This is a genomic window from Sphingomonas pollutisoli (assembly GCF_029167165.1).
In the GTDB taxonomy this organism is placed as follows: domain Bacteria; phylum Pseudomonadota; class Alphaproteobacteria; order Sphingomonadales; family Sphingomonadaceae; genus Sphingomonas; species Sphingomonas pollutisoli.
In genome coordinates, this window is record NZ_JARFNJ010000005.1 from 383,571 (window position 1) to 408,762 (window position 25,192).

Below are 25,192 nucleotides of genomic sequence, written 5' to 3' on the forward strand. Positions count from 1 at the left end.
CTTGCGCGAAGCAGGGCGCTGATATGAGGAATATCCTGCAGACGTGGCGGAGGGGTTCTCCGCCGCGCAGACAGATTGCCAAGCGGTGGGAAGTAGGAGAAAAGAGACTTGTGAATTCACCTGAGGATTACCCTGGCGGCTCGCGGAAGAGGGTCAGCCGCGCCGGTGAGGCGATCAGGGATGGCCGAGCGACTCCCGACGATTTGGCCGTTCTAGACCGCTGGAGAGCGGCTCACCGTCACGTCTTGAATAGCTTCCAGGCACTTTTGCGAAATCGCACTCGGCACCGCGATATCATCGTTGCTCAGCGGCACAAGCGGCGACAGACTATCATGGGAAAGCTGCGGCGCCATCCTGACATGAAGCTTCATCGTATGGATGATGTGGCAGGCTGCCGGCTTATCTTTCAAGATTACGAAGCACTAACCGCTTTTCGCTCTGAATTCCAAAGAGCGAAGTTTAAACATGAACTGCGCAACGATTCAGGTAAGTATGACTATATAATCAACCCTAAGGCTGACGGCTACAGGGGAATACATGACGTCTACAAATATGACGTCAACAGTCATCATGGAGCGACTTACAAGGGGCTGCAAATTGAATTGCAGTACCGGACTATTTATCAGCATGCGTGGGCGACCTGCGTCGAAGTTGTCGGGCTTATCACAAAGAGCAATCCCAAGTTCAAGCAAGGGGATAAGCGGTACGAGCAGGTCATGGTATATGCCAGCGAGATGATCTCTCGCGTTTGGGAGAGTCAGCGAGGACCAGTGCCTGATATGGGCGATGTTGAACTCGCGATCGCGTTTGATGAGCTAGATTCGCAGCTTGGCCTAATGGATATGCTGCGCGAGCTGGACGCAAGCGACGCTTTGAAGGGAGGTAGGAACCACAACATCATTCTTATATTTTCCGAAGATGCGCCTATGGAGATCAAGACTTTTCGAGACGCCACGCAGGCCTTGTTGACGCTCTTCGATCTAGAGGAAGAAAATGCCGGAAACTCCAAGGACATCGTTTTGGTGCGCGGCAATAGGCAAGACGTGAGAACTGCTTTCCGTAACTACTTTTCGGATGCAAGTGATTTCATTTACTACATCGAAGAAGCTCGTTCTCTGCTATACGGTTCACCTGCCGTTGCTGATGACCTATATCGCGCTGCGGCCGCGATCTCGTTTGGGCCAGAGCCAGACTGAAAAGCGGCATTAAGACTGCCCTGATCCCTTTTTCCTACCGCTTTCCTATCGTTCCCTATTCGTTCTACATCGCCCAGATGGGCATGAACCGCAAGTTCGAATCGCTGTGGGACGTCACCCGCTGGGATGCAAATTTGCACGTCCAATGCACGTTTCATTGCGGCAACGAGAGCGTCGTCGACGCGAAGCGCATGGCGCGATGGTACCGCATCCACTGCTGGACGATGGGCATGGGGCAGGTCGGCCAGCACCTTCGCTGCTCACGCTGCTTGGGTCGGCCGACCCACATCCGCGTCACCTATAACCCGCCAACCGGGCCGCGCTGGGGGCCACAAACCGAGGAAGAATGGGTAAAGACCGTGCGGCGGCTCAGAGGATGAACCGTGCCGATGTAGCGGCGAGCCGAAAGCAATGTTATGTTTCCGACATGAAGGGGGCAGCACCAGCACCGCTCCGCAGAGTGGAAGCGCTGGCATACATCGTCGAGCGGATCTCACGATCCGGTACCGCTCCGTCGTATGACGAGATCGCTCGTTCAATGCGTCCTAGTGTCCATAGATCGCGCGCAAGGCATTTCGTCGACCAGCTTGTGCGTGAAGGATACCTGGAGCGCCCGCCAGCTTCGCGCAGGGGCATTGCGATCCGTGACCTAGTGCGGTGCCGGCATGCGATCGAACAGGCGCTCGGCATGCTTGGCTACGCGCACGCCTCCCCGCTCGGCCAACTCGTGCAGCCCCCCTCTACATTTGGTCACCTCCGGTCGATTCCTCCGTTCGAGTACATCCCCGACGTAGATTGAGCCGGGGGTTCCATGATCAACGTTGCAAGCGCGAGGGCCGCTCTGGACGCCATCGAGGGCGAGAAGGTGGAGCTCACGAAGGCGCAGTACAGCGAAATACTGACCGAGGTCGCCCGCGGGAACGCCGCGCGGATCTCGCTCACCAATGTCCGCTCGATCCTCGGCGCCAGCGCGCTTGCGGCCGGGATCAACTGATGAGCGGCGCTCAGCATCCGGCCGCGATCGAGGTTGGCGGCCTGCCCTATCTGCGCGACGCCAAGGGCGCGCTCGTGCCGATCGCCGCGATCAAGCCGGCCGATCTGCTCATGGACGAGCTGGTACGCAGGCTTCTGGGCGACGCCGTCGATCTCTCCACGTTGCTCAGCGGCTTCAAGCGGCAAGTCTTCGACCAGGTTGGCGCGCACCAGGCGCTGATCGCGCAGGAGTTCGGCGCGAAGATCGGCGGGACCAAGGGCAACATCACGCTGACGACGTTCGACGGAACCATGCGTGTGCTCGTCAACGTCGCCGATCAGATCGAGTTCGGCCCCGAGATCCAGGCGGCGAAAGCGCTGATCGACGAGTGCCTGAGCGAATGGGCCGCCACCGGTGGCGTCGAGCTGCGCGCGTTGGTCAACCGCGTCTTCCAGGTCGATCAGCAGGGCACGATCAACCGGGCTGAAGTGTTCATGCTGCTGCGCGTGCAGATTGAGGATCCACGCTGGCAGCGCGCGATGGATGCGATCCGCGACAGCATGCGGGTCATCGGCTCGAAAACCTACGTGCGGTTCCAGCAGCGCGACGCCGGCGACGCGCCCTGGCGATCGGTGACGCTGGACATGGCCTCGGCATGAAGCCTTGGATCATCCTTCGGACGAGCACCGGCAACACGCTGCCGCTTTCACGGTCGCTCAACGAAGCGGGTTACGAGGCATGGACGCCCGAGCGCACGCTGCGCCGCTACGTTCGGGCGAACACGCCGTCTGGCAAGCGCGCGATCGAGAGCCAGATCCCGATCCTGCCGACCTTCGTGTTCGCCCAGGAGCAATTCCTCGCGGACCTAGTCACCATCGCCAATTCCGACCGGACCGCGCACCCGACGTTTTCCGTCTTCAATGTCGACGGCCGCGTCCCGCAAATCCACGAAGCGGAGATCGCCGGCCTGCGGAGAGAGGAAGCCGAAGCGGCCGCGACGATCAAGGCTATGCACGAGGCGGAAAGCCGGGCCGCGGCCGAGAAGATCCGCATCGCCGCGATAAAATCCGCGAGCGCTCGCCGGCGGGCCGAGCAGGAGCTCGAGCGCGATCGGCGCGCAGCGTTGCGCCGGTCACCGATCGCGCTTCAGGATGGCGCTGAAGTCGAGGTCGCCGATATGCCGGCGCTGGTCGGCATTCGCGGCGTGTTCGAACGTGCAGACGGTCCGTATGCACACGTGCGCTTCGGCACACGTTCATGGAAAATTGAGGGTTGGCGCGTATGCCCTGCCCCGCTAAACGACAACGCAGCTCTTCGGAGCACCGCCGCCTAAGCGGCTTCCGGGAAAGACGAACTGGGGCATCGACCCTTGCGCGCCCGCTCTAACTTCCACGCGATGCGTCGCGGCGGAAGTCGTAAGCATATCCAGTCTCGGAGGTGGCGATGGCCGCACCAACAGCCCGCTCGCCAGGCGATCGCCTGCGCGATGTCGCCGATCGTCTGTATGCGCTGGCCGAGCGCTGGGACACGCCGACCCGCACCCTGGCGGCACGGCAGGCCTTACACGACGACACTGAGAACGCCGCCGGCGACGTACGTGCGGTCGTTCGCGGGAACCCAGGCCGTCCGGTCAATCCCCCGCTCGAGATCAGCGCAGACGGGCGGCGCTGCGGCTGGTGAGCGCCGCACCGGCCAAGGTTAAACGTCTTCGCGGCCGAGCCGGCCAGGCGCAGCGCCTACGCCGGCTGAAGCGTACCAATGGCCTTTGCGAGATGTGCCTGGCCGCCGGTCGAACGGCCATTGCTATGGTGGTCGACCACATCAAGCCGTTGGCGTTGGGCGGCAGCGACGAGGATCGTAATACCCGAAATCTGTGCGATCCCCACCACCTCGAGGTGACGGCCGAGCAGTTCGGGCACGCGGTTGCGCGAGGCGCTCGAGGCGTTGGCCGCGACGGCCGCCCCGTCGGACGCGACCACGAATGGAACCGATCCGGTCATATCACCCCCTCGCCTGCTGCGGGTCGCCGACCGACCCCCCGGGGGGGTCGAAAGTCCGAGGGCTGACCGGCTGGACACCGCATCGACCCTCCGTACGCACCGCGAGGTGTTTCAAAGTAAAAAGTTCGGGCCGGAAAGGCGGGGCGCGATGACGAAACGAAAGGCGGACGCGATCGTCGCGGAGCCGAAGTGGGCGACGCTGCTGCCCGACCCGGCCGAACGGAAGGTCGCTGCCGACCACTGGCGCCGAATCGCGGCCGAGATGAAGGAGCGCGAGATCCTCTCGGCGTCGAACGGTCACGCTCTGCAGCGCCTGGTGAACGCATATCTCGTCTATGACCGCTGCTCGCAGGCGCTCGGCGAGAACGGCATCATCGACGAGCCCAATCCCGAAAACCCCAAGGCGATCGCCCGCCTCTCGATCCACTACAAGGCGATGTGCGAGGCCGAGAAGACGGCCGAGCGCCTCGAGGCGCATCTGGGTCTTACCCCCGGTCGCCGCGGCCGCGTAGCGAAGGTCGCAAAGAAACGGGAGCGGACCGCCGGCGCCGACGCGTTCCTTGGCCCGGCGGCCTAGGAGCGGGTCGGACGATCCGACAACCGCTTGGGCGAAGGCGGCGGTCCGTGGCGACTTCGTCGTCGGTGAACTGGTCCGCTATGCGGCCGAACGCCACCTGCGAGATCTCCGCGATGCCGAGCGGCGCGGGTATTTCTGGCGGCCCGAGCTCGCGCAGCGGGCGCTCGATTTTTTCCCGTCGCTGTTCACCATCACCGATGGGCCCGCGGCCGGAAAGCCCTTCAACCTCCTGCCGTACCAAGTGTTCGTCGTTGGCTCGCTGATGGGCTGGGTGAACGCGAGCGGGCGGTGGCGCTTCCGCCTCGCGTATGTCGAGACCGGAAAAGGTCAGGCCAAGTCGCCGATGATGGCGGGTCTCGGCCTCTACGCGATGGGCTGGTGTGGTTTCCCCCGCAGCCAGGTCTATTCGATCGCGGCGAACAAGCAGACGTCGATGGTGCTGTTCAAGGACGCCGTGGCGATGTGCCGCGCGCCGGTGCCCGGGTACGACGAACACGAATCGGTCGAGGCGCTCGGCCATGTCACCCTGCGCGGCAAGGGCGACAACGTCTGGAAGATCGAGCATCCGGCCTCGCGATCGTTCTTCCTGCCGCTCGCCGACGGCACCCAGCAATCGGGTCCGCGCCCGCGCATGGTGCTCGGCGACGAGATCCACGAATTCACGACCGGCGCGCAGATCGAGATCTGGCGCCGCGCGATCACCAAGGTCGCCGGCAGCGCGATGATGGTGCTGGGCACCAACACGCCGGCGACCGCACAGATCGTCGGCACGGCCTATTCGGAGACGGCCCAGGCGATCGCCCAGGGCAAGAAGAACGACGATACGCAGTTCGCGTTCGTCGCCCGGGTCGACAAAGCCGATCGCGAGACGGTGTTCACCAACGAAGCGTGCTGGGGCAAATCGCTTCCCGCCATCGGCATAACCTACCCGGTCCAGAATATCCGCGAGGAAGTCGCGACCGCGCAGACGCAGCTTTCGACGGCCGCGTCGGTCAAGCGGCTGTATTTCGGGATCCCGACCGGCGCGGCCGACTTCTGGCTCGACGAGGCGAAGTGGGCCGCGGTGCTCGCCGACGTCGGTGACGAGATCATGGCGGCGCTGAAGGGGTGCCCCTGCTGGCTCAGCCTCGATCTGTCGAAGAAGAACGATCTCACCGCCCTCACGATAACGTGGCGGGATGGCGCCGGCATCCTCTGGCAGAAGACCTGGTACTGGACGACCAAGGACGGGCTCCCGGATCGCGCGAAAGCCGACAACGCGCCGTATGAGGAATGGGTCGAGGCAGGGTTCCTGACCGCAGTGCCCGGCGCCACGATCGACAAGACGTTCGTGGCGGCTCAGGTCGCCAAGCTCTGCGCCGAGCAGGACGTGCAGGAGCTCGTGTTCGATCCGGCGCAGTTCGCCGATTTCGAAACCGCATGCGAGGAAATCGGCTTCGAGGCGTGGACCTACGAGGGGCCGGATAAGCCCGCCGGGCGCGGCCTGAAGATGGTCAAGCACGCGCAGGGTCCGAAGGTCATGTTCGAGGGCAAGCAATATTGCATGCCGCGCTCGATCGAGCGGTTCGAGGATCGCATCCTCAAGGAGACGATCGTGATCGACAACTCGCCCGTCACCTACATGTGCGCGTCCAACGCGGCGCTCACCTCGGACGGCCAGAACAACCGCGCGTTTGACAAGAAGCGCTCGCGCGGCCGCATCGACGGGATCATCACCTCGGCGATGGGCGCCGGCGCGGCCGATGGCGCCGAGCTCGCCGCCGACACCTACGAAGGATCGTTCGTCGTCGACCTCGATGCCGAAGACGAGGACGAGGACGACGCATGACGCTTGCCGGCTACACCCTGTCGGCGCGCGCCGCGGCGGCCGAAGCCGCGCGATCGGCGCGATCGGCGCCGGCGGCGGCGGCGGCGGCGGCGCCCGTGCAGAACGCGGCGACGGACGCGATCGCGATCGTCGCCGGCGAGGGCAACGTGTTCGAATGGTACGGCAGCGGGCAACAGGCCGCCGGCGTCAACGTCACCCCGGAAACCGCGATGCGCTCCTCGGCGGTGTGGCGGTGCGTCACGCTGATCAGCGGCACCATGATGTCCGCGCCGCTCGGCGTGTACGAACATTTGCCGGATGGCGGCCGGCGCTACCTGCCGGATCATCCGTTCAACCGTTTCCTCCAGGTCGAGCCCAACGAGGAGATGAGCGGGCCGGAGTTCATCGAGCTCCAGGCGATGGCGATGCTGCTGCGGGGCAATGGCTACGGCCTGATGCGCCAGGCGCGCAATGGCACGATCACCTCGATCGACTATTACCACCCGGCCCGGGTGCTGCCGTTCCGCTCGACCGACAACAGCGTCTGGTACCGCTTCACCAACATCGACGGCACGACCGAGACGCACCACGGTTCCTACGTGATTCACCTGCGCGGGCCTGGCCGCGACGCCGGCGGCATCCGCGCGCTGTCGGCGATCTCGCACCACGCGCAGTCGATCGGCATCAACCTCGCGACGCGCGAATATACCTCCGGGCAGTTCGAGCGCGGGCTGCTGACCAACGACTATTTCCAGTTCCCCGAAGGCAAGACGATCTCGAAAGAGCAGCGTGCCGCCTTCAAGGAGTATCTGCGCAAGCGCGCGCTCGGCGTCGCCAACGCCCATAACCCGCTGCTGATCGAGAACGGCGGCGAGTGGAAGCGCGTCTCGGTCACCGCCAAGGACGCGCAGTTGCTTGAGCTCCTGCAATATTCGGTGGTCGATGTCGCGCGGATCTTCGGCACGCCGCCCCACATGATCGGCGAGACCTCGGCCGCGACCAGTTGGGGCACCGGCATCGAGCAGATGACGGTCGGGTTCAAGCTCTACACGGTGATGCCGCACATGCGCCGCTTTGCGAAAGAGCTTACGCGCAAGCTGTTCCCGGTGATCGGCGCGAAGGTGCCGAAGCTGTTCATCGACTTCGACGCAGAGGCCCTCCAGGTCGGCGACAGCAAGGCGCAGGGCGAATATTTCAGTCGCGCCCTCGGCGGCAACCAGCTCCCCGGCTGGATGAGCCAGAACGAGGTGCGGCGCATGAAGAACCTCGCGCCGCTGGCCGATCCCAACGCCGACAAGGTCTATTTTCCCGTCGCGACCGCGCCAGCCCCGATCGGGCACAATGGCGGCCCGACGCTGGACGAACCCAACGGAGACGCCGAAGATGCACCGCAAGCTGCTTAATCTCGCCCAGGACAACCGCGGGAAGGGCTCCGGCCTGCGCTCGGAGGCGACCGGCGCGGACACCACGACGGTCTATGTGTACGACGTGATCGACGGCTTCTGGGGCGTTTCGGCGGCCGACTTCGCGCGCGAGCTCGCCGCGATCACCACCCCCAAGGTCAAGCTGCGCATCAACTCGCCGGGCGGCGATGTGTTCGAGGCGCGCGCGATGATGACGGCGATCGCCGAGCACCCCGCCACCTTCACCGCGCAGATCGACGGCCTCGCCGCCTCCGCCGCGACCGCGCTGACGATCGCCTGCGACACCGTTGAGATCGCCGAGGGCGGTTTCTACATGATCCACCAGGCGTGGACCTTCGCGATGGGCAACGCCGACGACCTGACCGCGACGGCCGCCCTGCTCACCAAGATCGACGATGTGCTGATCGCCGGCTACGCGAAGAAGACCGGCAAGCCCGACGCGGAGATCTCCGCGCTGATGAAGGCCGAGACCTGGTTCAGCGCGCAGGAGGCGGTCGACAACGGCTTCGCCGACGCGATCGCGGCCGCGCCCGATAAGGCTGCGAAGGCGCAGGCCCGCGCCTTCAACCTCGCCGCCTTCGCCAACGCGCCGAAGGCGCTCACCGAGAAGCAGATCGAGATCGACGAGACGGTGCGCGTGCGCATGCTCGCCCGCCTCAATCTCTACGAGCGAACGGCCGCTTAACGCCGATCCACCCTGGCGCCGGTCCCCCGGCACCCCCTGAAGCCTCGCCTGATCCGGCGGGGCTTTTTCTTTGGAGAAGACCCATGATCAACATCAAGGCGCTTCGGGACCAGCGCGCCGCCAAGGCGAAGGAAGCCCGCAACCTGCTCGACACCAACACCGGCGACAAGTGGTCGAAGGACGTCGAGAAGCAGGTCGACGATATCTACGCCGAGATCGACCGCATCGATGCCCAGATCACCCGCGCCGAGCGTCAGGCCGAGATCGACGGCGAGATCGCGGCCGACGAGGGCTCGCGTGAGGCCGGCGAGCGTGCGCTCAACAACCTTTCGCCCGACGAGCGCGAGGCCGCGCAACGCTACAGCGCCGCCTTCCGCAACTTCCTGATCCGTGGCGAGCGCGGGCTTACCCAGGAAGAGGCGCAGACGCTGCGCACCGGCCGTCCGCAGAACGCACAGTCGGTCGGCAGCGGCGCCAGTGGCGGCTATCTCGTGCCGCAGGGCTTCGGCGGCGAACTGCTCGAGGCGCTGAAGGCGTTCGGCGGCATGCGTCGCGTCGCCACCACGATCCAGACCGCGTCGGGCGCGACGCTTCCCTGGCCGACGGTGGACGAGACCGGGCAGATGGGCGAGATCGTGGCCGAGAACACCGCGGCGAGCGCGCAGGACGCCAGCTTCGGAACGACCAACATCGGCTCGTACAAGTGGTCGTCGAAGGTGTTCACGCTGCCTTTCGAGCTCCTCCAGGATCAAGGGCCGGGCATGGACGTCGAGGCGTTCGTGCGCCGCGCGGCCAGCACTCGCATCGGTCGTGCGCAGAATGCCAAGTACACCAACGGCACCGGCACCAACGAGCCGACCGGCATTGTGACCTCGGCGCCGGTGGGCCGCGCCGCGCCGAATGGGCAGACCACGACCGTCACCTATGACGACATGGTCTATATGGAGCATTCGATCGATCCGGCGTATCGCGAGATGCCCGGCGTGGGCTGGATGTTCCACGACACCACGCTGCGCAGCCTCAAGCTGTTGAAGGACGCGCAGGGGCATCCCCTGTGGCTCCCGGGCTTGTCGGCGAAGGATCCCGACACCTTCCTGCGCTACCGCTACACGATCAATCAGGACATGCCGCAGCAGGCCGCGAGCGCGAAGTCGATCCTGTTCGGCGACATGTCCGAGTTCCTGATCCGCGACGTGATGGAGGTGACGCTGTTCCGCTTCGACGACAGCGCGTTCACCATCAAGGGTCAGGTCGGCTTCCTCGCCTGGGCGCGCGGTGACGGCAAGCTGGTCAGCGGCGGCACGCCGGTGAAGGCGTTCCAGCAGTCGGCGACCTGATCGCGCGCGGCGCCGGGCGAACGCTCGGCGCCGCTTCGCCGTCCACCCCAACCGAAGGAGAGCGAAATGGCTCGCACCCCCACGCCGACGGCCAACGCCCCGGCAAATGCACCCGCCCCGATCGATGCAGCCGCAGCAGCGCCAGCTCCCGACACCACCGACACGACCGATTTCGCCCCGCCCGTCGGGGACGATCATGAGCGCCATGAGGCACGCGTGCTCAACGCCTTCAACGGCTACGAGCCGAACGATATCGCCCTGCTGACCGAGGATGAGCTCGCCAGCCGTGACGGCATCGACGTGGACAGCCACCCGGCCGCGATCGAATACGCGACGAGCCTCATCGCGTGAGCGAACCCGTCGCGCTCGAGGACATCAAGACGCACCTGCGCCTCGATCCCGGCGCGACGGACGACGACGTGTACCTCAACAGTTTGATCATTGCGGCCCGTCGCATGGTCGAACGGGAGACGCAGCGAACGATCGTCGGCCCCGCGCCGACGATCGTCGATGACGATCTCGAGGTCGCCAAGCACGCGATCCGGCTGCTCGTCGGCAACTGGTACGCGAACCGTGAGCCGGTGATCGACGGCAAGATCGTGGAACTGCCGCATTCGCTGCGCTGGATATTCGACGGGCTTCTCGCCTGGTACGACGGAGGCGAAGACTGATGCCGCTCGCCGCCGGTCGCCTGAAGCACAGGATCGAGCTTCAGGAGCAAAACCGCGTCAGCAACGGCCGTGGAGGCTTCACCACCCCGCCGGGCGAGGAACCCTGGCGCACGATCGCCACGCGCGTACCGGCAGAGGTGATCGCCCTCCGAGGTGACGAGGCGGTACGCCATTCGATCGAACGATCCGTGCAGCTTTGGCGCGTCACGATCCGGCCGCGCGCCGGCGTCACGCCGACACACCGCCTGATCTGGAACGGCATCGCCATGAATATCAAGTCCGCCGCGCTCAACGTCGCCGGCGACGAGCTCGTGATGACATCCGAGAGCGGGGCGAACGGGCAATGAGCTCCAAAGTCAAAGGGCGGCGCCAGTTCCGGCGAATCGTGCAGCAGATGCCCGATGCGGCGCGCGAAGAGGTCATCGAGGCGTTTGGCCGGGCCGGCCTGCGCGCCCAAGCCGCGATGCGCGCGCGCGCGAAGCACAAGACCGGCACGCTTCAGCAAGGCGTCAAATACAAGGTGCTGCCGAAGACGCTGCGCCTTCAGGTTGGCCTGCTGGGCACCAAACGCGGCCGCTCCAAGCTGTTCTACGGCTTCGTGCTCGACAAGGGCCGTAAGGCGCAGACCGTGACAATCTCGCGCGGGAAGCGGACCGGGAAGACGATGAAGGTCCGCCAAATCGTCGGCGATCACTTCGTCAGCGGCAGATATCCTGATCTGCGCGACTCGGTCATCCGCGAGGTGAAGCCGCTCTTCAACCGTATTCTCGCGCGCATCGGCGGCGGTGGGAATGACTAGCGCCACCGCGGCGACCGAGATCCTCGCCTATGAGCAGTTGAGCGCCGGCATCGCCAGCGCCGCGGTTTACCAGGACGTGCCCGACGACGCGCCACTGCCGCTAGTCATCATCGGCGACCTGGAGAGCGTTCCTTTCGCCGGCTCGGACGATCCCGATCGCCGCATCACCCTGACGCTGGTGGTGCTCACCGAAGGCGACGAGCGCGCGCCCTGCACCGATCTGCAAGAGCAGATCGAGGCGATCCTGCCCGGCCGTTCCTTCACGGTCGGCGAGTGGAACCTGCACGTGTCGCTTGAGAGCAGCGACGCCGCCCTTTCCGACGATGGCTCCGGCTACGTCGGCACCACGATCCTGACGATCCTCGCCTTCCGCGAGGACTGATCACCACCCCTTCAATCCACCCCGCCCCGCCTCGCCAGCGGGGCTTTTTCGTATGGGAGAAGCACGATGGCGAAGAAGCTCGGCAACGATTACCTGCTCTGGATCAAGGGCGACCAGGACTTCGCGCTGGTGAAGGGCCAGCAGACGATCTCGATCAGCCGCGACGCGGCGAGCGTCGATACGTCGACCAAGGATGACGCGGGCTATGGCACCTCCGCGCCGGGCCTCAAGACGCTGAAGATCAGCCTCGACATCATCCCCAACCTGCCCGACGCGAACGGCTACACCGCGCTCGAGACGAACTGCAACACGGTCCCGGCCGCGCCGTTCGAGATCCAGATTCGCAAGGGCGGTGCCGCCGGCACCGCGGCGGATGCTGTGTTCGACGGCTCGGTCTACGGCAACATCAGCTCGACCGAGTTCGGCCAGAACGACGCGGTGAAAGCCAAGGCCGAGTTCACGGCCGCCGCCGCGCCCACCAAGGACGTGCTGGGCTAAGTCATGGACGAGGCGAACGCCGTACGCGGCGAAGTCGACCTGGTGCTCGAGGGGCAGAGGTTCGTCCTCCGCCCCTCCTACACCGCGATCGTCGCGATGGAGAAGAAGACGGGCCTGCCGCTGATCCAGCTTGCCCAGTTGGCCGAGCAGTGCTGCCTTTCGCAGGATGCGCAGGCGATCGTCGTCACCGAGCTGGTGCGTGCCTGGGGGCGCGCGCTCATCATCGACGAATATGCAACCGGCGCGGACAAGGCGATCGCCACCTCGGCGAAGGGCGCGAACGCCGACACGATCGCCGAGTTGCTCTATCCGGTTGGTGTCATGGCGGTGCAGCCGCGCCTCGCCATCGTCCTCGGCCTCGCCCTCACCGGAGGGTGCCTGCCATCGGGGGAACTGAAGGCGACGGGGATGATGACGACCGAGATCCCCGTCGCCGACTAGCTGGGATCGCGAAAGCCATTGGCTTTTCGACCGACGAATTCTGGTCGTCCACGCCGCATGAGTTCTGGGCCGCTTTCGAGGTCTGGAAGGCGATGAACACGCCAACGGAGGAGTAGCCGATGGCCGCTGCGGCTGACGTCAAGCAGCTGCTCCTCCAGGTTGACGCCTCGGTAGAGCTCCTGCGCCGAAATCTGAACGCGGGACAGGCGCGTGTCGATCAGTTCGCGACAGAGACGCAACGGCGTCTCGACGCGACCGATCGTCGGTTCGGCGAGCTCGGCCGGCCGCTCAGCAACATCAACGCCTCGGTCGCCTCCGCGCGCCGCGAGATCGCGACGCTCGGCTCATCCGTCGAAAGCGCCCACGGCCGGATCACGAGCGCGGCCGGCGGCATCAAGGCGGCTTTGCTCGCGTCCGCATCGGGTATCGCGGCCGCGTTCTCCGCCGATCGCGTGAAGGATTATGCGGACGGATACACGCGCTACACGAACCAGTTGAAGCTCGCCGGCCTCGAAGGCGCGCAGCTTTCGAAGGTTCAGAACGACCTGTACGACGTTGCGCAGCGCTACGGCGTCGAGCTTGAGAGCGTCGGCACGCTGTTCGGCCGACTCAGCCAGGGTGCGAAGGAGCTCGGGGCCACTCAATCGGACCTGATCCGCTTCACCAATGGCGTTGGAGCGGCACTGAAGATCCAGGGCGGTGACGCGGCTTCAAGTTCTGGCGCACTCCTGCAGCTCACACAGGCGCTTGGCGGCACCTACGTGCGCGCGGAAGAATTCAACAGCATCAACGAGGGCGCACGCCCGATCCTGCAGGCCGTCGCGAACGGCATCGACAAGTACAAAGGCTCGGTCTCCGCGCTCCGTGCCGATGTGATCGCAGGCACGCTCACGTCGAAGGACTTCTTTGAGGGCTTCCTGCGGGGATCGGCCGCGCTCGAGGCGCAGGCGGCAAAGGCCAACCTGACGATCGGCGCATCGTTCACGATCCTCAACAACGCGCTGGGCAAGTATATCGGCGAAACCGACGCCGGCGTCGGCGCAAGCGCCCGCGTCTCCGAGGCGATCGTCGGCATCGCCAACAATCTCGACCTGATCGCCCCCGCCCTGGCGGCGGTCGGCGCCGGCTTCGCGGCCCGCTTCGTGATCGGACCGGTCGCCGCGATGGCGGGGGAGATCGCGCTGATCACCCGCGCGCTGGACGCAGAAAAGCTGGTGCTGATCGGCAGCAAGGTCGCCGCGGCGCAAAAGGCTGCCGCCGTCGCGGCCGGTGCCGAAACGGAGGTCGCCGCGATCGAGGCAACGATCGCCGCGCGCAAGGCGGATCAAGCAGCGCTCGCGCAAAGCCTTGCGCTGATCCAGGCACAGCGCGCCGACGCACTCCAGGCGCAACGGGCGATCGCCGAGAACAATCGGATCGGCCTCGGCACGGTAGGCGTCACGCGCAGCCTACCCGACGCTGCTCGCGCGAATCAGGATTTGAAGGCCTTGATCGTCACACGGCGGGCGCTTGGCGCCACCACCGCGGAACTGACGACGCTTGAAACAGCACTCGCGGCCGCGCAGACCCGATCGGCAGCAGCGACGACGGCGGCGAGCGCGGCGGCGGCGGAAGCCACGATCGTCTCGCGCGCGGCAGTGGCCGCGTCGAAGCTGTTCGCCGGCGCGCTCACCTTGATCGGCGGTTCCGTCGCTGGTGGCGCAGCAGTGCTGGTGATCGGCGCGCTGATCGCCGCCGTGATCGCGATGCGCGCAGCGGCCGCGAAAACCGCCGAGGATCTCGCGGCCTTCGCCCAGCACGAACGCGAGGCGGCCGACACGTCGAAGCTGCTCGCCGCCTATGCGCTCAGCGCGAGCTCTCAGGTGGCGAAGGTCGGCACCTCGGCGGCCGGCGCGACCGGCCAAGTGCGATCGTTCGCCGGTGCCGTCGGCGACGCCGCAGCGAAGCTGGAAAATCTCGCCCGCGCGCGTCGCCATGAGCTATCGGTTCGTGCTGCCACTGACCAGATTAACGCCAAGACGGACGAGGCGGCCGCTCGACAGCGGCTTCTCGCAGCATCTGGCGCGTTCAATCCGGACGGGGTCGCCGATCAGAGCGCGGTCGCCGCTGCGAAACGCCAGATTCAAGCGGCGCAGGAGCGTGGGCGCCAGGCGCAAGCCAACATCAACACGATCATCCACACGCCGCTCACGACATACGTCACCGAGACGGACCGCCCGGGCGGGCGCGATGTTGCGGGAGATCGCGCCCGTATCGCGCGCGATCTCTCGATTGCGCGCCAGGGTGGCAACCGCGATCAGGTTCGCGATCTTCAAGCTCAGCAGTTCGAGGTCAACCAGTACGACAAGTATCGGAAGTCCGGTCTTTCGGTCGAAGCGGCGAACGCCCAGGCGAGCAAGGATGCCAGCGACTTTCGCTCGGCCGGCGACGCCAAGGCGGCCAAGGCGGACAGCGCGAAGGCCGCGCGCGAGGGCGCGACGGCCCAAAGGCGTGAAGCCGCGGCAGCGAAGGACGCGGCGGCCGATGCCCGCGCCTACACCTCCGCCGAGCGTCAGGCGAACAACGATATCGCCGCGGCGCGCGCGGAACTGTCCGGCTCGGCCGAGGAGCGCGCGGCGCTCGAGAAGGCGCGGATCGAGACCGATCGGCAGAGCCGAAATGCCGAAATCGCAGACCAGGCGAAACAGGGCCGGTACGGCGACGGGACAACCGGCCAGGCGCGTGCGCTCGAGCTCCAGCGCCTCAACAACGAACGGGCAGCGCTTGACACACAGGTGGTCGACGCGCGCGAGAAACAGCGCGCGGCGGACGAGGCTCTGTCGATCGCACAAGCCGGCCGCCAGAACGAGCAGGATCTGCTTCAGGCGCAGTCGAACCTCGCGACCACGGCCTCCGAGCGCCGCAAGATCGAGCTTCGCCTGCTCGATCTCCAGTATCAGGAAGAACTGGCCCGCCTCGACGGCGTGATCGCATCGCGCGATAGCAGCGAGGCCGAAAAGGAGATCGCCAAGCAGCGCAAGGCTGCGCTGGGGCAGATCCATGCGCTTCAGGTGAAGGGCGTCGAGCAGCAAAATGCCGGCCCGACCGCGGAATATGAGCAGCGGATCCGCAAGGCGACCGGCGACATCCACGATGCGCTCGATGGCGTGCGCGCCGATGGCCTGCAGGAGCTCGAGGACGGGCTCGTCGGTATCGTATCGGGCACCGAGAGCGTCAGTTCGGCCTTCAAGCGGATGGCGTCGTCGATCATCGCCGACCTGGCGCGGATCGCGATCGAGCGCGCGATCGTCTCGGCGATCGGCGGCAGCTTCTTCGGGATCAAGCTCGCCGCCGCCGGCGGGAAGGTCGAAGGCAAAGCGACCGGCGGCCGCATCTCCGGCCCGGGCACCGGCACCTCGGATAGCATCCCGGCGCTGATCGACGGCCGCAAGCCGTTGATGGTGTCGAACGGCGAATCGATCATCACGGCCGCCGCGACCGCGCGGTACTGGCCGATCATCGACGCCATGAACCGGGGGCGTCTGCCGCGATACGCCACCGGCGGCGTTCTCGGAACGCCCAGGCTGCCCAGCACAATCGCCCCGTCACTCGACACGATGAGCGGCACCGGCTCGCGCCTCCAACGCCTCGCCGTCGATGTCCACGCGAAGATCGAAGCCTCGGAGGATTTCAACGTGAAGATGCAGGGGGTGGCGGTGCGCACTGTGGGCGCCGCTGCAGAACCGATCATGAAGGGCGCAAAGGCGGAAACCATCCGCACGCTGCGCCGCCCGTCGCTGCCGGGAGGCTGGGGCTGATGCTGATCGCCTTCCCTGCCGCCCCGGTGCCGCAGAAGATCAAGTGGGAGATCGAGCAACCCGGGCAGGTCAACCGCGGTGAATTCACCGGGCGCCGGCGCGTGACGCTGCTCTCGGCCGCGCCGCGCATGCACGCGACGGTGACGATGCCCCCGATCCTCGGTGAAGATCGCGTGCTCGACTGGCGGGCCTTCGTTTTCGAATGTGACGGCGTCGCCAACAAGTTTCGGCTGATCGCATGCGAGCGCGACCAGGTTGCCGAGGCGGCGGTGGTCGTCGATGGCGCCGGCCAGTTCGGCCAGACGCTGAAGACGCGTGGTTGGAGCACCCCCGGCCTGCGATTGAAGCGCGGCCACTTCATCACCGTCGGCGAGCAGCTGCTCGTCGTGCGCGCGCCGGTCATCGTCGACGGCAGCGGTCGCGCGACCATCAGCGTCAAGCCGCACATCCGCGTGCAGCCGGGCGACGGCGACGCGATCGAGGTGCGCCGGCCCTACGCGGTCATGTCGATGAGCGATCCCAAAGCGGGCTGGGAAGCCGGCGTCGGCCAGAACTACGCCGTGACGTTCGACTGCGAGGAGGCGTTCTAAGATGGACAGCCGCCCGGATACAGCCGCGAACGCCGCCCTGTCGGCCGACGTGCGGATGCCCGCCACCTTCTGCCTGCTCGATCTCGCCAGCGGCCCGATACGGGTGACGAACGCGCCGTACAGCTTCACCTTCTCCGGTACCGGGGACGAGGATCTCGACGGCTTCACCTTTCAGGCGGTGGATCCGCGCTTCGTGTCGGTCGGAACGGTCAAGGCGCAGGAGGGCGGCAGCGACACGCTGGTGCTGACGCTTTCCGGCCTCGCCGGCGTCGACGATGAATTGATGACCGAGCTTGGCGACCGGGCGAACTACGCGGGGCGCGACTGCCGCCTGTGGCGCGCGATGCTCGATCCGCAGGAGCTGCGCCGCATCGGCGCGATCTGGTCGTACTTCACCGGCTATATGTCGGTGCCGAAGATCGTCGGCGACCGGGCCAGCCAGACGATCCAGTTGAGCGTCGAGACCTACCTCGCCTTCTTCGGCCAGGCGTCGAACCGCACCTATCTCGACCAGCTCAGCTATGACCCCGGTGACCGATCGGCCGAACTGGCCATCGCGGTCGCCAACGGCGCCAACGCCCGCACCTGAGGACGCACATGTATCGCAAGCCCGATTGGGATGCGCGGCTTGCCGCGTATCTCGAACCCCTTCGTCTGCGCCCGTTCGCTTGGGGGAGCCATGACTGCTGCACCTTCGCGGCCGGCGCGGTCGAGGCGATGACGGGTGTCGATCCCATGCCTGAGTTCCGGGGCCGCTATTCGACGGCGATCGGCTCGGCGCGCGCGATCACGCGCTTCGGCAAAGGCACGGTGGCGGCGACGCTCGACAGCAAGTTCGAGCCTGTCGCGGCCGCGCTGGCGCACCGGGGCGACATCGTGATGACCGAGGGGCTGCTCGGCATCTGCTGGGGCGCCGCACTGTTCGCGGTGGGGAGCGAGGGCGAGCGCGAGGGACTGGTGATGATCGATCGTCGCCGGTGGGTCGATGCACGCGCGTGGCGCGTCCAGTACGGGTTCTGACGGGTGGCGAAGGCTCTCAAGATCGTCGGCCTGGTGGTCGGCGCGGCGGTGATCGCGGTGGCGACGGCCGGCACCGGAATCGCACTCGCAGGTGGCTTGTCGCTTGGCACATCGCTGGGGATTGGCGGTGCGGTTGTAGGGGCGACGTTCGGCGTCAGCGCCGGCACGTTGCTGCTCGGCGCGGCCGCGCTCTCGACGATCGGCAGCGCGCTCTCCAATCCGCAGATCCCGGCGTCGCAGACCAACCGCTTGACCGCGTCGATCGACCCGCGCGCGTTCCGCAAGACCGTGCTCGGCCAGACCGCGATGGCGACCGACATCCGCTACGAGGAATGGTCGGGCAAGGATCAGGAATATTGCGATTGGATCGTCGCGCTCGCGAGCCATGCGATCGATAGCGTTGAAGAGATCTGGCTTGAGCAGGAGATGGCCTGGTCGGCGACGACGGGCGTCGTCGCCAAATACGCCGGCTATTTCTCCGTTCCGAACATCGTTCTCGAAGGCTCGCCTGCAAATGCGTTCACCTTCGGCAGCGGCAAGTGGAACCAGTCCGCCCGACTGACGGGCTGCGCGTATCTGCGCCTGCGCTTCAAGGTGACGGGCAACAGCAAGAAAGCGGAAAGCCCGTTCGCCAGTTCCATCCCGTCGCGGATCACGATCATCGGGCGCGGCGCCAAGCTGTACGATCCGCGCCGCGATTCGACCGTGCCGGGCGGCTCGGGGCCGATGCGCTGGAACGATCAATCGACGTGGCGCTACACGACGGACGACGGCGCCGTGATCGGCGAGAACCTCGCGCTCCAGATCCTCCGCGTGGTGCTTGGCTGGCGCATCCGCAATCCGGTGACCGGCGAAATGCGGCTCGCGACGGGATCGGGCGTGCCCGGCCGGCGGCTCGATCTCGTCTCGTTTCAGGTGGCGGCGAACCTGTGCGACGAGCTGGTCAACCGCTCGGCCGGTGGCACCGAGCCGCGCTATCATGGCGCGGGGGTGATCTCCGAGGGCGACGATCCCAAGCAAACGCTCGACATGCTGTGCGCGGCGTGCTGTGGCCGCTTCCGCGATACCGGGGGCAAGCTCGCGCTGGTGATCGCGCATAACGATCTCGCGGTGGCGGCGGCGGACGATGGTCTGAACGACGACGACGTGATCGGCGCGTTCACCTGGGATCCGGACCCGGCGCTTGAGGGCACGCCCAATGTCGGGCGCGGCCGGTACGTCGATGCCACCTCGGCGTCGCTCTACCAGCTCATCGACTATCCAGAAGTCCGGATCGCCAGCCTCGACGGGCAGGACCGGATCATGACGCTCGATCTCGGCGTCGTCGAAAGCGTCAGTCAGGCGCAGCGGATCGTCAAGCAGGTGCTGGAGCGCCGGCAGTATCAGCGCAGCTTCTCTGCCCCATTCGACATCCGCGCGTGGAAGTACCCCGTCGGCGCTGTCGTGCCGTTCACCTTCGCGCCGCTCGGTTTCACCCGCGCGCTGTTCCGGGTGGCATCGCAAGAGCTGGGGCAGGATGGCGTCTGCAACATGACGCTCTCGGTCGAGCATCAGGTGATCTATTCGTGGGATGCGAGCGATGCGCCGCCCGTCCTCGCGGCCGAACCGATCGTCTATGACAAGGGCAACAATCCGCTGATCCTCGGGATCAACGAAGCGGCGACGATGGCCACCGCTGTCGTGCTTCCCGGTGCGTCGATCGGCGGCACGATCGCGCCCGATGGCACCGTGGTCGGCGGAACGCCGGCATCGACCTTTGTCGATGCCATAGCAGAACTGACAAGCACGCCCGACCCCGACAAACAGATCGAGGGTGCGAAGGGTCTGGTCGATCGCATGCGCGAGACGGCACTGACGCAGATCAAGAACCAATTGCTCGCATTCGCCCGGAAGACGCGCACGGATTCGGCGACCCATCTCGACGGCATCCCGATGGGTGCGCGCGTTCGAACCGAGATCACGGAACGGATCGAGCAAGGTCTCGCGCTCGCGCAGCAGATCGTTGAAGTCGAAGCCGCGATCACCGGGCCAGACGGCCCGATCGCGGCAGCGGTGACGCAGCTCACGCAGGCGATTGCCGATGGCGACCATGCGCAGGCGCTGTCGTTGCAGGCGCTCGACGCGGCGATCACCGGCCCCGATGGTCCGATCGCGGCTGCCGTCACGCAATTGACGCAGGCGGTAGCGGACGCGAACAGCGCCCGCGCCGAGGCGTTCGATCAGCTTCAGGCGGCGATCACGGCCAATGGCGACGCGCTGGACGCGGCGTTCACCCAGCTCAATCAGGCGGTGGTGACGGAGCATGATGCACGGGTCCAGGCGGACACCGATCTGAAGGCCGAGATCACCGGCCCGAGCGGGCCGATCGCGGCGGCAGTCTCGCAGCTCAACCTTGCACTCGCTACCCAGCAGAGCGCGACCGCGCAGATGATCGCCGATCTTCAAGCGTCCATCACCGGGCCTCAAGGTGCGCTAACCGCGCAAGTCGCGAGACTGGATCAGGCGATCGTGGACGAATCTGGCGTCCGCGCGAGCTCGATCACCACGCTTAAATCCGCGGTCGATGGGCAGACCGCCTCCATCGATGTGCTGTTCCAGACCATCAACGGCAATCAGGCCATTGCCCAGATCGCAGTAACCGTCGACCAGAACGGCACGCCCGTCATGACCGGCCTGAAAATCAATGGGCAGGAGCACCTGTTCGCGATTGCGGCGGATCGCTTCGTGGTCGGCAACAGCCTGATCTTCGAGGTCGATAGTACGACTGGCACCGTTTACATGAATAACGTCGTTGTCGGCCGGCTGAAGGCGCAGAGCGTCACCACCGACGCGCTGGTCGATAACTCGGTCACCGGTTTCACCTCAATCAGCGGGTTGACCGGGCAACTCGACAGCACACTCACGTCGACGATCAGCGACGCGTTCTACGTCCCCTCGCACTACGGCAAGGTGATGCGGCTCGATGTAAATTTTAACATCGCGCTGATCCCCGGCCAAAACCCGAGCTTCTTCATGCAGCTTTATCGGGATGGTGGACCGATCACTCGGGCTTTTCAGCTAAATTCGACATCCGCCACCAACGGTGGATTTCCGGCCTTCTTCACGATCATCGATACTCCGTCTCCCGGCATACACAGCTACCAACTGTTCTTCAGCCGCTACAATCCGATCTCGGGCGGCGGCGCGGCGGCGGCCGGCATTCGGTACAGCTACGGGGCAATCTACGCGCAGGAGTTCTACAAATGATGTTTCGGTTCGCCGCCGTGCGCCCGGATGGGTCGATCGCGCGCATCGTCACCGCGTCGATCGAAGCAGTCATAGACCTGAACATACCTGCGGGCACGACAAAGATCGCTGCACCGGAAGATGTGCTCTTTGGCACCCACACCTATGACTTTTCAGCAAGCGTATTCCGTCGCGTGGATGGTGGCGACGAGGGGCAGGCATGAGTACACCCGACGATCAACTCTCCCAGATCAGCGCGCAGCTTCAGGCGTTCCTCGCAACGCTGGACAACGCAACGAATTGGCAGATCCTGTTCCTGGCCGGTTCGGCGAACGATCCTGACAGCTTCGACAAGGACGGCGGCAAAACCGGGGCGCTTGGCTATTATCCCATCGTCAATGTTTCTGGACAGACGGTGTTCATGCCGTGCCTGAAGCGCTTCATGGAGATCGCGCTTGGCGGCGCGAACGCCGAGACGCTCGCCGAGGTGCTCGGCACCGCAAACAGCACGCTGGCTGTGGTCTATACGGCGATCGACAACGCCACCTCGGCGGCGGCGAGCGCCGATGCCAAGGCTGCAACTGCGCAGGAACAGGCCGACCTCGCGCAAGCAGCAGCTACATTGGTAAACGCGGCTGTCGATGCTGCCACGGCGGCACGCAGCCTTTCGGGCGCTGGCGCGCCCGCCGCTGATCTCGGCGCGATCGGCAATACCTATATCGATACGCAAAGCCGTATCCTCTACGGCCCGAAGACGGCGGACGGCTGGGGCAGCGGAAGCCCCCTCAAAGGCGATCCCGGCGCCAACGTCATGGCGATCGGGCCGTGGGTCACCTTCACCGGCCTCTTGATCCCGATCGGGACCGATTATGTCCGAACGAGCGGCCACACCTTTCCCGGCGTCGGTGCGGGATTTTACAAGCTCTCGTCCAAACAAGACGCTGCGGAGACCCCGTGGCGGAAGCGGTCTGCCAACGGGCGGTTGTTCGAACTGGTCTGCGACGTGGGCGGCGCGCAGCCGCAGCAGTTCGGCTCGCTGGGCGATTACAACCCGGAGAAACCCGAAAGCGGGACTGACGACACCCAAGGCGTGCTGGACTGCATCAACTTCTGCATGAGCCGTGGCAATTTCACGGCTTACCCGATGCGGCTGACCGCCTTCTACGTCGTCACCGTCAACAATTTCCTTGGCCAATGGACTACGAACGCGGCGACGATCCGAGGGTGGAGAATCGCCAGCGAGGCGGGCTTTGCCTATGGCTTCGTCTTTCGTCCGACTGCGGTCGGCGGCATCACAGACTTCTACGTCCACGACGGCTATAGCGGCGCCGGTCAAGCGTCTCAGGCGCGCAAGCTGCTGTTCTGGGAGATCAGCGACGTTCGCTTCATCATGGACGCGCGCAACCTGACCACCGAGCGCATCCACGGCCTGCGCCAATCCGGCTGGGGCTCAGACGGCAACCCGCAGCAGGCATGGACCAACCGCAACGTCTGGTATTCGTATAGCGGCGCAACGCTCGCCAATAACGGCGATGTCTTCACCGTCATCGGCACCAGCAATGGATCGGAAAACTCGTTCTATTCGTGTCGCGCGCAGAACCAGCGCAAGGTTCTCGCCTGCTCGAACGCTCAGGCGGTCAATCACACGTTTACCGACTGCCATTGGGAGCTTGGCACCGGCAACGTGTACGATTTCGTTCGCGGTGGAGCGCTGACCCATGTCGGCGGCTCAATCATCATCGACAACTTCAACAACGTCACCATGTGGTCGCCTGGCCTTCCCGTCACCGCCGGCAAGGCGGTGCATTATGACGGCGTGCGATACACGGCCGATGCCGATGGAACATTGGGGGGCGCGGGCAACGCAAGCTTCACGGGCGCGATCGTGGGCTTCGTCCTCACGGTATCGGACATCACCAGCGGCGCGATCGTCTTGGGACAGGAGCTTGTCGGGAACGGCATCCCTGCCGGAACCGGAGCAAAGCCCCCGACCCGCGTCGTCGCGTTTATCACCGGCACCGGCGGAACGGGGACGTATCTCGTATCCGAAACCGCAAACGCGGCCTCGACCGGCATCACCGGCTACACTCCGCCCACGCACACGGCCGGATCGGTCGGCGGGCTGACTTTTGTCGCCGACGAAAGCGCCTACCTGCTGAGTATCGGCGGCGACGGCACCGGGCAGATCAACGACTTCCTGATCGAAGGCGTGCGAATTGAGTTCCGCACCAACCGGGCGAAGGTGCTAAAAGCGATCGGCGCGAACATCGGCAGTCGCGTCAAGCTGCTGGGCGTCAACACCGCCTCTGTGGTTGGAGGGTATCGCACCACGTTCGCGCTCGGCGACAACGCGATCAAGGTGGATATCTCTGGTGGTGGCTGGAACCGGATCGGTACCTATGATGAGCCTCTGACGGTTTCCTTCAGCGCGGCTGCTGTTGCACCCGTCCTGTCGACTGGTGCGCCGATATTGTCGATCGGTGGCGGCGCTACCGTGTCGAAGGACATCCACGATCTCGTGAAGTGGGGCGCCAACTCAGCGGGTATCGTCAAGATCGACGATACCGTCGCCGCCAACGTGCTGTTCGGCCTGACGACCAACAGCGACAAATACGACGCACCGGACATGATGATTGCCGCAACGCTCCTCAATCCGGCGGGGTCTGGCACTGGCGCCAAGGGCGGCACTCCTCCGCGTCGGCGAATAACCGTTCGTTTCAACTTCTACTCGTTTCCAAGCTCTGGCGGTACCGCAAACCCGACTGGCAAGCGATCGAGGCTCAAGGTCGTACCGGGCGCTGTCATTGAAGGGATACACGCGGGCAAATCAGCCGGCGGCGGCAATGGCCAGCCGGTCACCTTCCAGTTGCAGAACGATGATACGGGGGCCGTCATTGCCACCCTGCCGGCGTTCCCGAGCATGTCCGCCGGCTTCGACGATCAGGTGACCGGTCTCAAGTATGCGGTGCCCCGCAACACACGGATGCTCAAGGTCGCCGATGTCGGGACAGGTGGTGATGCTGGCCTCGTCCCGCCGCTCACCGACCAGCGCTTTCTCGATGTGACGATGACGGTTCCTTGAACCGGTAAATAATTGCGAGAGCGACCGAGGGCTAGCTACGGCTTCACTTGCAAATTCTACATGATTACAGGTACGCCGAGCATATGTCCTGGAACATCCGTTCTATAAGCGATTAAATCTTTGAGGGATGAAAGCACTATGCGATCGCTTGATTTCTCTTTCCACCATATCTCAGTAGCGCCATACATTGCTTCATAAACCATGTGACAGGGTATCATCGCGATCGCGGGTTGATTTGAAGTTTCGATCGATGTCATAATTCCATTTATCTGAATACATTTGGCATCCAATATAAATGCTATTTTTCTGTGCCTACTCTTGGCATGCGCTACGGGATTTGCATTGTGAACCAAACCCCCACGGATAGCCCAAAGATCAGAAGGCTGCATCGGCATCAGGCTATCACGAACGTATTGTTCGCACCAAGCTTGATAACGCTCCATGATTTTACGATATCTTTCGTGGCCAGGCTCTTTTTCCATTGCAGAACATATATCTGGTATCGAAAATAAAACCGATATTGCGATGTATGCAAAGCCGTTCTCTAAGGCTCTGCAAATTTCATCAAAAATCCTTTCCAGCTTGTCCGGCATGCCTCTCCCTTTCGCAAGTATGTCATCTTAAATCGGCTGACGCCGCGCGTGGCGTACGAAAGATTGATGACTGGCAATCACAGCAGCGCCCGCGA

27 protein-coding genes are annotated in these 25,192 nt (G+C 64.9%); 26 read left to right on the forward strand and 1 reads right to left on the reverse strand.

Annotated elements, in window-relative coordinates; all coding sequences use genetic code 11:
* The first annotated feature begins 23 nt into the window (after positions 1–23).
* The 26 genes from PX554_RS13705 (at position 24) to PX554_RS13830 (ending at position 24,504) form a co-directional block, all read left to right on the forward strand.
* Positions 24–1,196: a RelA/SpoT domain-containing protein gene (locus PX554_RS13705; protein ID WP_275502581.1), complete on the forward strand. Its 1,173-nt coding sequence runs from the start codon at positions 24–26 to the stop codon at positions 1,194–1,196.
* Positions 1,197–1,279: 83 nt separating this feature from the next.
* Positions 1,280–1,576 carry a hypothetical protein gene (locus tag PX554_RS13710; protein ID WP_275502583.1) on the forward strand — a complete coding sequence of 99 codons (297 nt, stop codon included), beginning with the start codon at positions 1,280–1,282 and terminating at the stop codon, positions 1,574–1,576.
* A 431-nt stretch (positions 1,577–2,007) separates the two neighbouring features.
* Entirely contained in the window at positions 2,008–2,190 is a 183-nt protein-coding gene (locus tag PX554_RS13715) for a hypothetical protein (protein ID WP_275502585.1), read from the forward strand.
* Positions 2,190–2,828, forward strand: coding sequence for a DUF3164 family protein (locus PX554_RS13720; RefSeq protein WP_275502587.1), 639 nt, complete (start codon positions 2,190–2,192; stop codon positions 2,826–2,828). The genes PX554_RS13715 and PX554_RS13720 overlap by 1 nt, the downstream gene beginning before the upstream one ends.
* On the forward strand, positions 2,825–3,502 hold the full coding sequence (locus PX554_RS13725) for a hypothetical protein (protein WP_275502589.1): 678 nt from the start codon (positions 2,825–2,827) through the stop codon (positions 3,500–3,502). Before PX554_RS13720 ends, PX554_RS13725 begins: the two co-directional genes overlap by 4 nt.
* Before the next feature lie 110 nt (positions 3,503–3,612).
* The gene (locus PX554_RS13730; RefSeq protein ID WP_275502590.1) at positions 3,613–3,849 is read left to right on the forward strand and encodes a hypothetical protein; all 237 of its coding nucleotides are present in this window, start codon (positions 3,613–3,615) and stop codon (positions 3,847–3,849) included.
* 125 nt (positions 3,850–3,974) lie between these two features.
* Positions 3,975–4,235: an HNH endonuclease signature motif containing protein gene (locus tag PX554_RS13735; protein ID WP_275502689.1), complete on the forward strand. Its 261-nt coding sequence runs from the start codon at positions 3,975–3,977 to the stop codon at positions 4,233–4,235.
* A gap of 82 nt (positions 4,236–4,317) precedes the next feature.
* Positions 4,318–4,746, forward strand: coding sequence for a P27 family phage terminase small subunit (locus tag PX554_RS13740; RefSeq protein ID WP_275502591.1), 429 nt, complete (start codon positions 4,318–4,320; stop codon positions 4,744–4,746).
* Positions 4,730–6,574, forward strand: coding sequence for a terminase large subunit (locus PX554_RS13745; RefSeq protein WP_275502593.1), 1,845 nt, complete (start codon positions 4,730–4,732; stop codon positions 6,572–6,574). The genes PX554_RS13740 and PX554_RS13745 overlap by 17 nt, the downstream gene beginning before the upstream one ends.
* Positions 6,571–7,956, forward strand: a complete 1,386-nt coding sequence (locus PX554_RS13750; RefSeq protein ID WP_275502595.1) for a phage portal protein — start codon at positions 6,571–6,573, stop codon at positions 7,954–7,956. The genes PX554_RS13745 and PX554_RS13750 overlap by 4 nt, the downstream gene beginning before the upstream one ends.
* Positions 7,937–8,662 carry a head maturation protease, ClpP-related gene (locus PX554_RS13755; protein ID WP_275502596.1) on the forward strand — a complete coding sequence of 242 codons (726 nt, stop codon included), beginning with the start codon at positions 7,937–7,939 and terminating at the stop codon, positions 8,660–8,662. The genes PX554_RS13750 and PX554_RS13755 overlap by 20 nt, the downstream gene beginning before the upstream one ends.
* A gap of 83 nt (positions 8,663–8,745) precedes the next feature.
* The gene (locus tag PX554_RS13760; protein ID WP_275502598.1) at positions 8,746–9,999 is read left to right on the forward strand and encodes a phage major capsid protein; all 1,254 of its coding nucleotides are present in this window, start codon (positions 8,746–8,748) and stop codon (positions 9,997–9,999) included.
* Between the two features lie 66 nt (positions 10,000–10,065).
* Positions 10,066–10,350, forward strand: coding sequence for a hypothetical protein (locus tag PX554_RS13765; protein ID WP_275502602.1), 285 nt, complete (start codon positions 10,066–10,068; stop codon positions 10,348–10,350).
* Entirely contained in the window at positions 10,347–10,670 is a 324-nt protein-coding gene (locus tag PX554_RS13770; RefSeq protein WP_275502603.1) for a head-tail connector protein, read from the forward strand. Before PX554_RS13765 ends, PX554_RS13770 begins: the two co-directional genes overlap by 4 nt.
* Positions 10,670–11,017, forward strand: coding sequence for a head-tail adaptor protein (locus PX554_RS13775; protein WP_275502605.1), 348 nt, complete (start codon positions 10,670–10,672; stop codon positions 11,015–11,017). Before PX554_RS13770 ends, PX554_RS13775 begins: the two co-directional genes overlap by 1 nt.
* A complete protein-coding gene (locus tag PX554_RS13780) occupies positions 11,014–11,469 on the forward strand; it encodes a hypothetical protein (protein ID WP_275502606.1) in 456 nt (151 codons plus the stop codon). The genes PX554_RS13775 and PX554_RS13780 overlap by 4 nt, the downstream gene beginning before the upstream one ends.
* The gene (locus PX554_RS13785; protein ID WP_275502608.1) at positions 11,462–11,851 is read left to right on the forward strand and encodes a gp17 family tail completion protein; all 390 of its coding nucleotides are present in this window, start codon (positions 11,462–11,464) and stop codon (positions 11,849–11,851) included. The genes PX554_RS13780 and PX554_RS13785 overlap by 8 nt, the downstream gene beginning before the upstream one ends.
* A gap of 66 nt (positions 11,852–11,917) precedes the next feature.
* Complete coding sequence (locus PX554_RS13790; RefSeq protein WP_275502610.1) at positions 11,918–12,349, forward strand: phage tail tube protein; 432 nt, start codon at positions 11,918–11,920, stop codon at positions 12,347–12,349.
* Positions 12,350–12,352: 3 nt separating this feature from the next.
* Positions 12,353–12,790, forward strand: coding sequence for a hypothetical protein (locus tag PX554_RS13795; RefSeq protein ID WP_275502612.1), 438 nt, complete (start codon positions 12,353–12,355; stop codon positions 12,788–12,790).
* A 119-nt stretch (positions 12,791–12,909) separates the two neighbouring features.
* Positions 12,910–16,587, forward strand: a complete 3,678-nt coding sequence (locus PX554_RS13800; RefSeq protein WP_275502613.1) for a tape measure protein — start codon at positions 12,910–12,912, stop codon at positions 16,585–16,587.
* Positions 16,587–17,177 (forward strand): hypothetical protein, encoded by a 591-nt coding sequence (locus PX554_RS13805; protein ID WP_275502615.1) that lies wholly within the window; start codon positions 16,587–16,589, stop codon positions 17,175–17,177. Before PX554_RS13800 ends, PX554_RS13805 begins: the two co-directional genes overlap by 1 nt.
* A 1-nt stretch (position 17,178) precedes the next feature.
* Positions 17,179–17,766 (forward strand): hypothetical protein, encoded by a 588-nt coding sequence (locus PX554_RS13810; RefSeq protein WP_275502617.1) that lies wholly within the window; start codon positions 17,179–17,181, stop codon positions 17,764–17,766.
* Between the two features lie 8 nt (positions 17,767–17,774).
* On the forward strand, positions 17,775–18,197 hold the full coding sequence (locus PX554_RS13815) for a DUF6950 family protein (RefSeq protein ID WP_275502619.1): 423 nt from the start codon (positions 17,775–17,777) through the stop codon (positions 18,195–18,197).
* A gap of 3 nt (positions 18,198–18,200) precedes the next feature.
* Positions 18,201–21,443, forward strand: a complete 3,243-nt coding sequence (locus PX554_RS13820; protein WP_275502620.1) for a hypothetical protein — start codon at positions 18,201–18,203, stop codon at positions 21,441–21,443.
* The gene (locus PX554_RS13825) at positions 21,440–21,646 is read left to right on the forward strand and encodes a hypothetical protein (protein ID WP_275502622.1); all 207 of its coding nucleotides are present in this window, start codon (positions 21,440–21,442) and stop codon (positions 21,644–21,646) included. Before PX554_RS13820 ends, PX554_RS13825 begins: the two co-directional genes overlap by 4 nt.
* Complete coding sequence (locus PX554_RS13830) at positions 21,643–24,504, forward strand: hypothetical protein (protein WP_275502623.1); 2,862 nt, start codon at positions 21,643–21,645, stop codon at positions 24,502–24,504. Before PX554_RS13825 ends, PX554_RS13830 begins: the two co-directional genes overlap by 4 nt.
* 56 nt (positions 24,505–24,560) lie before the next feature.
* Here PX554_RS13830 and PX554_RS13835 read toward each other — a convergent pair whose 3' ends face one another.
* Positions 24,561–25,097: a hypothetical protein gene (locus PX554_RS13835; RefSeq protein WP_275502625.1), complete on the reverse strand. Its 537-nt coding sequence runs from the start codon at positions 25,095–25,097 to the stop codon at positions 24,561–24,563.
* Between the last annotated feature and the right edge of the window lie 95 nt (positions 25,098–25,192).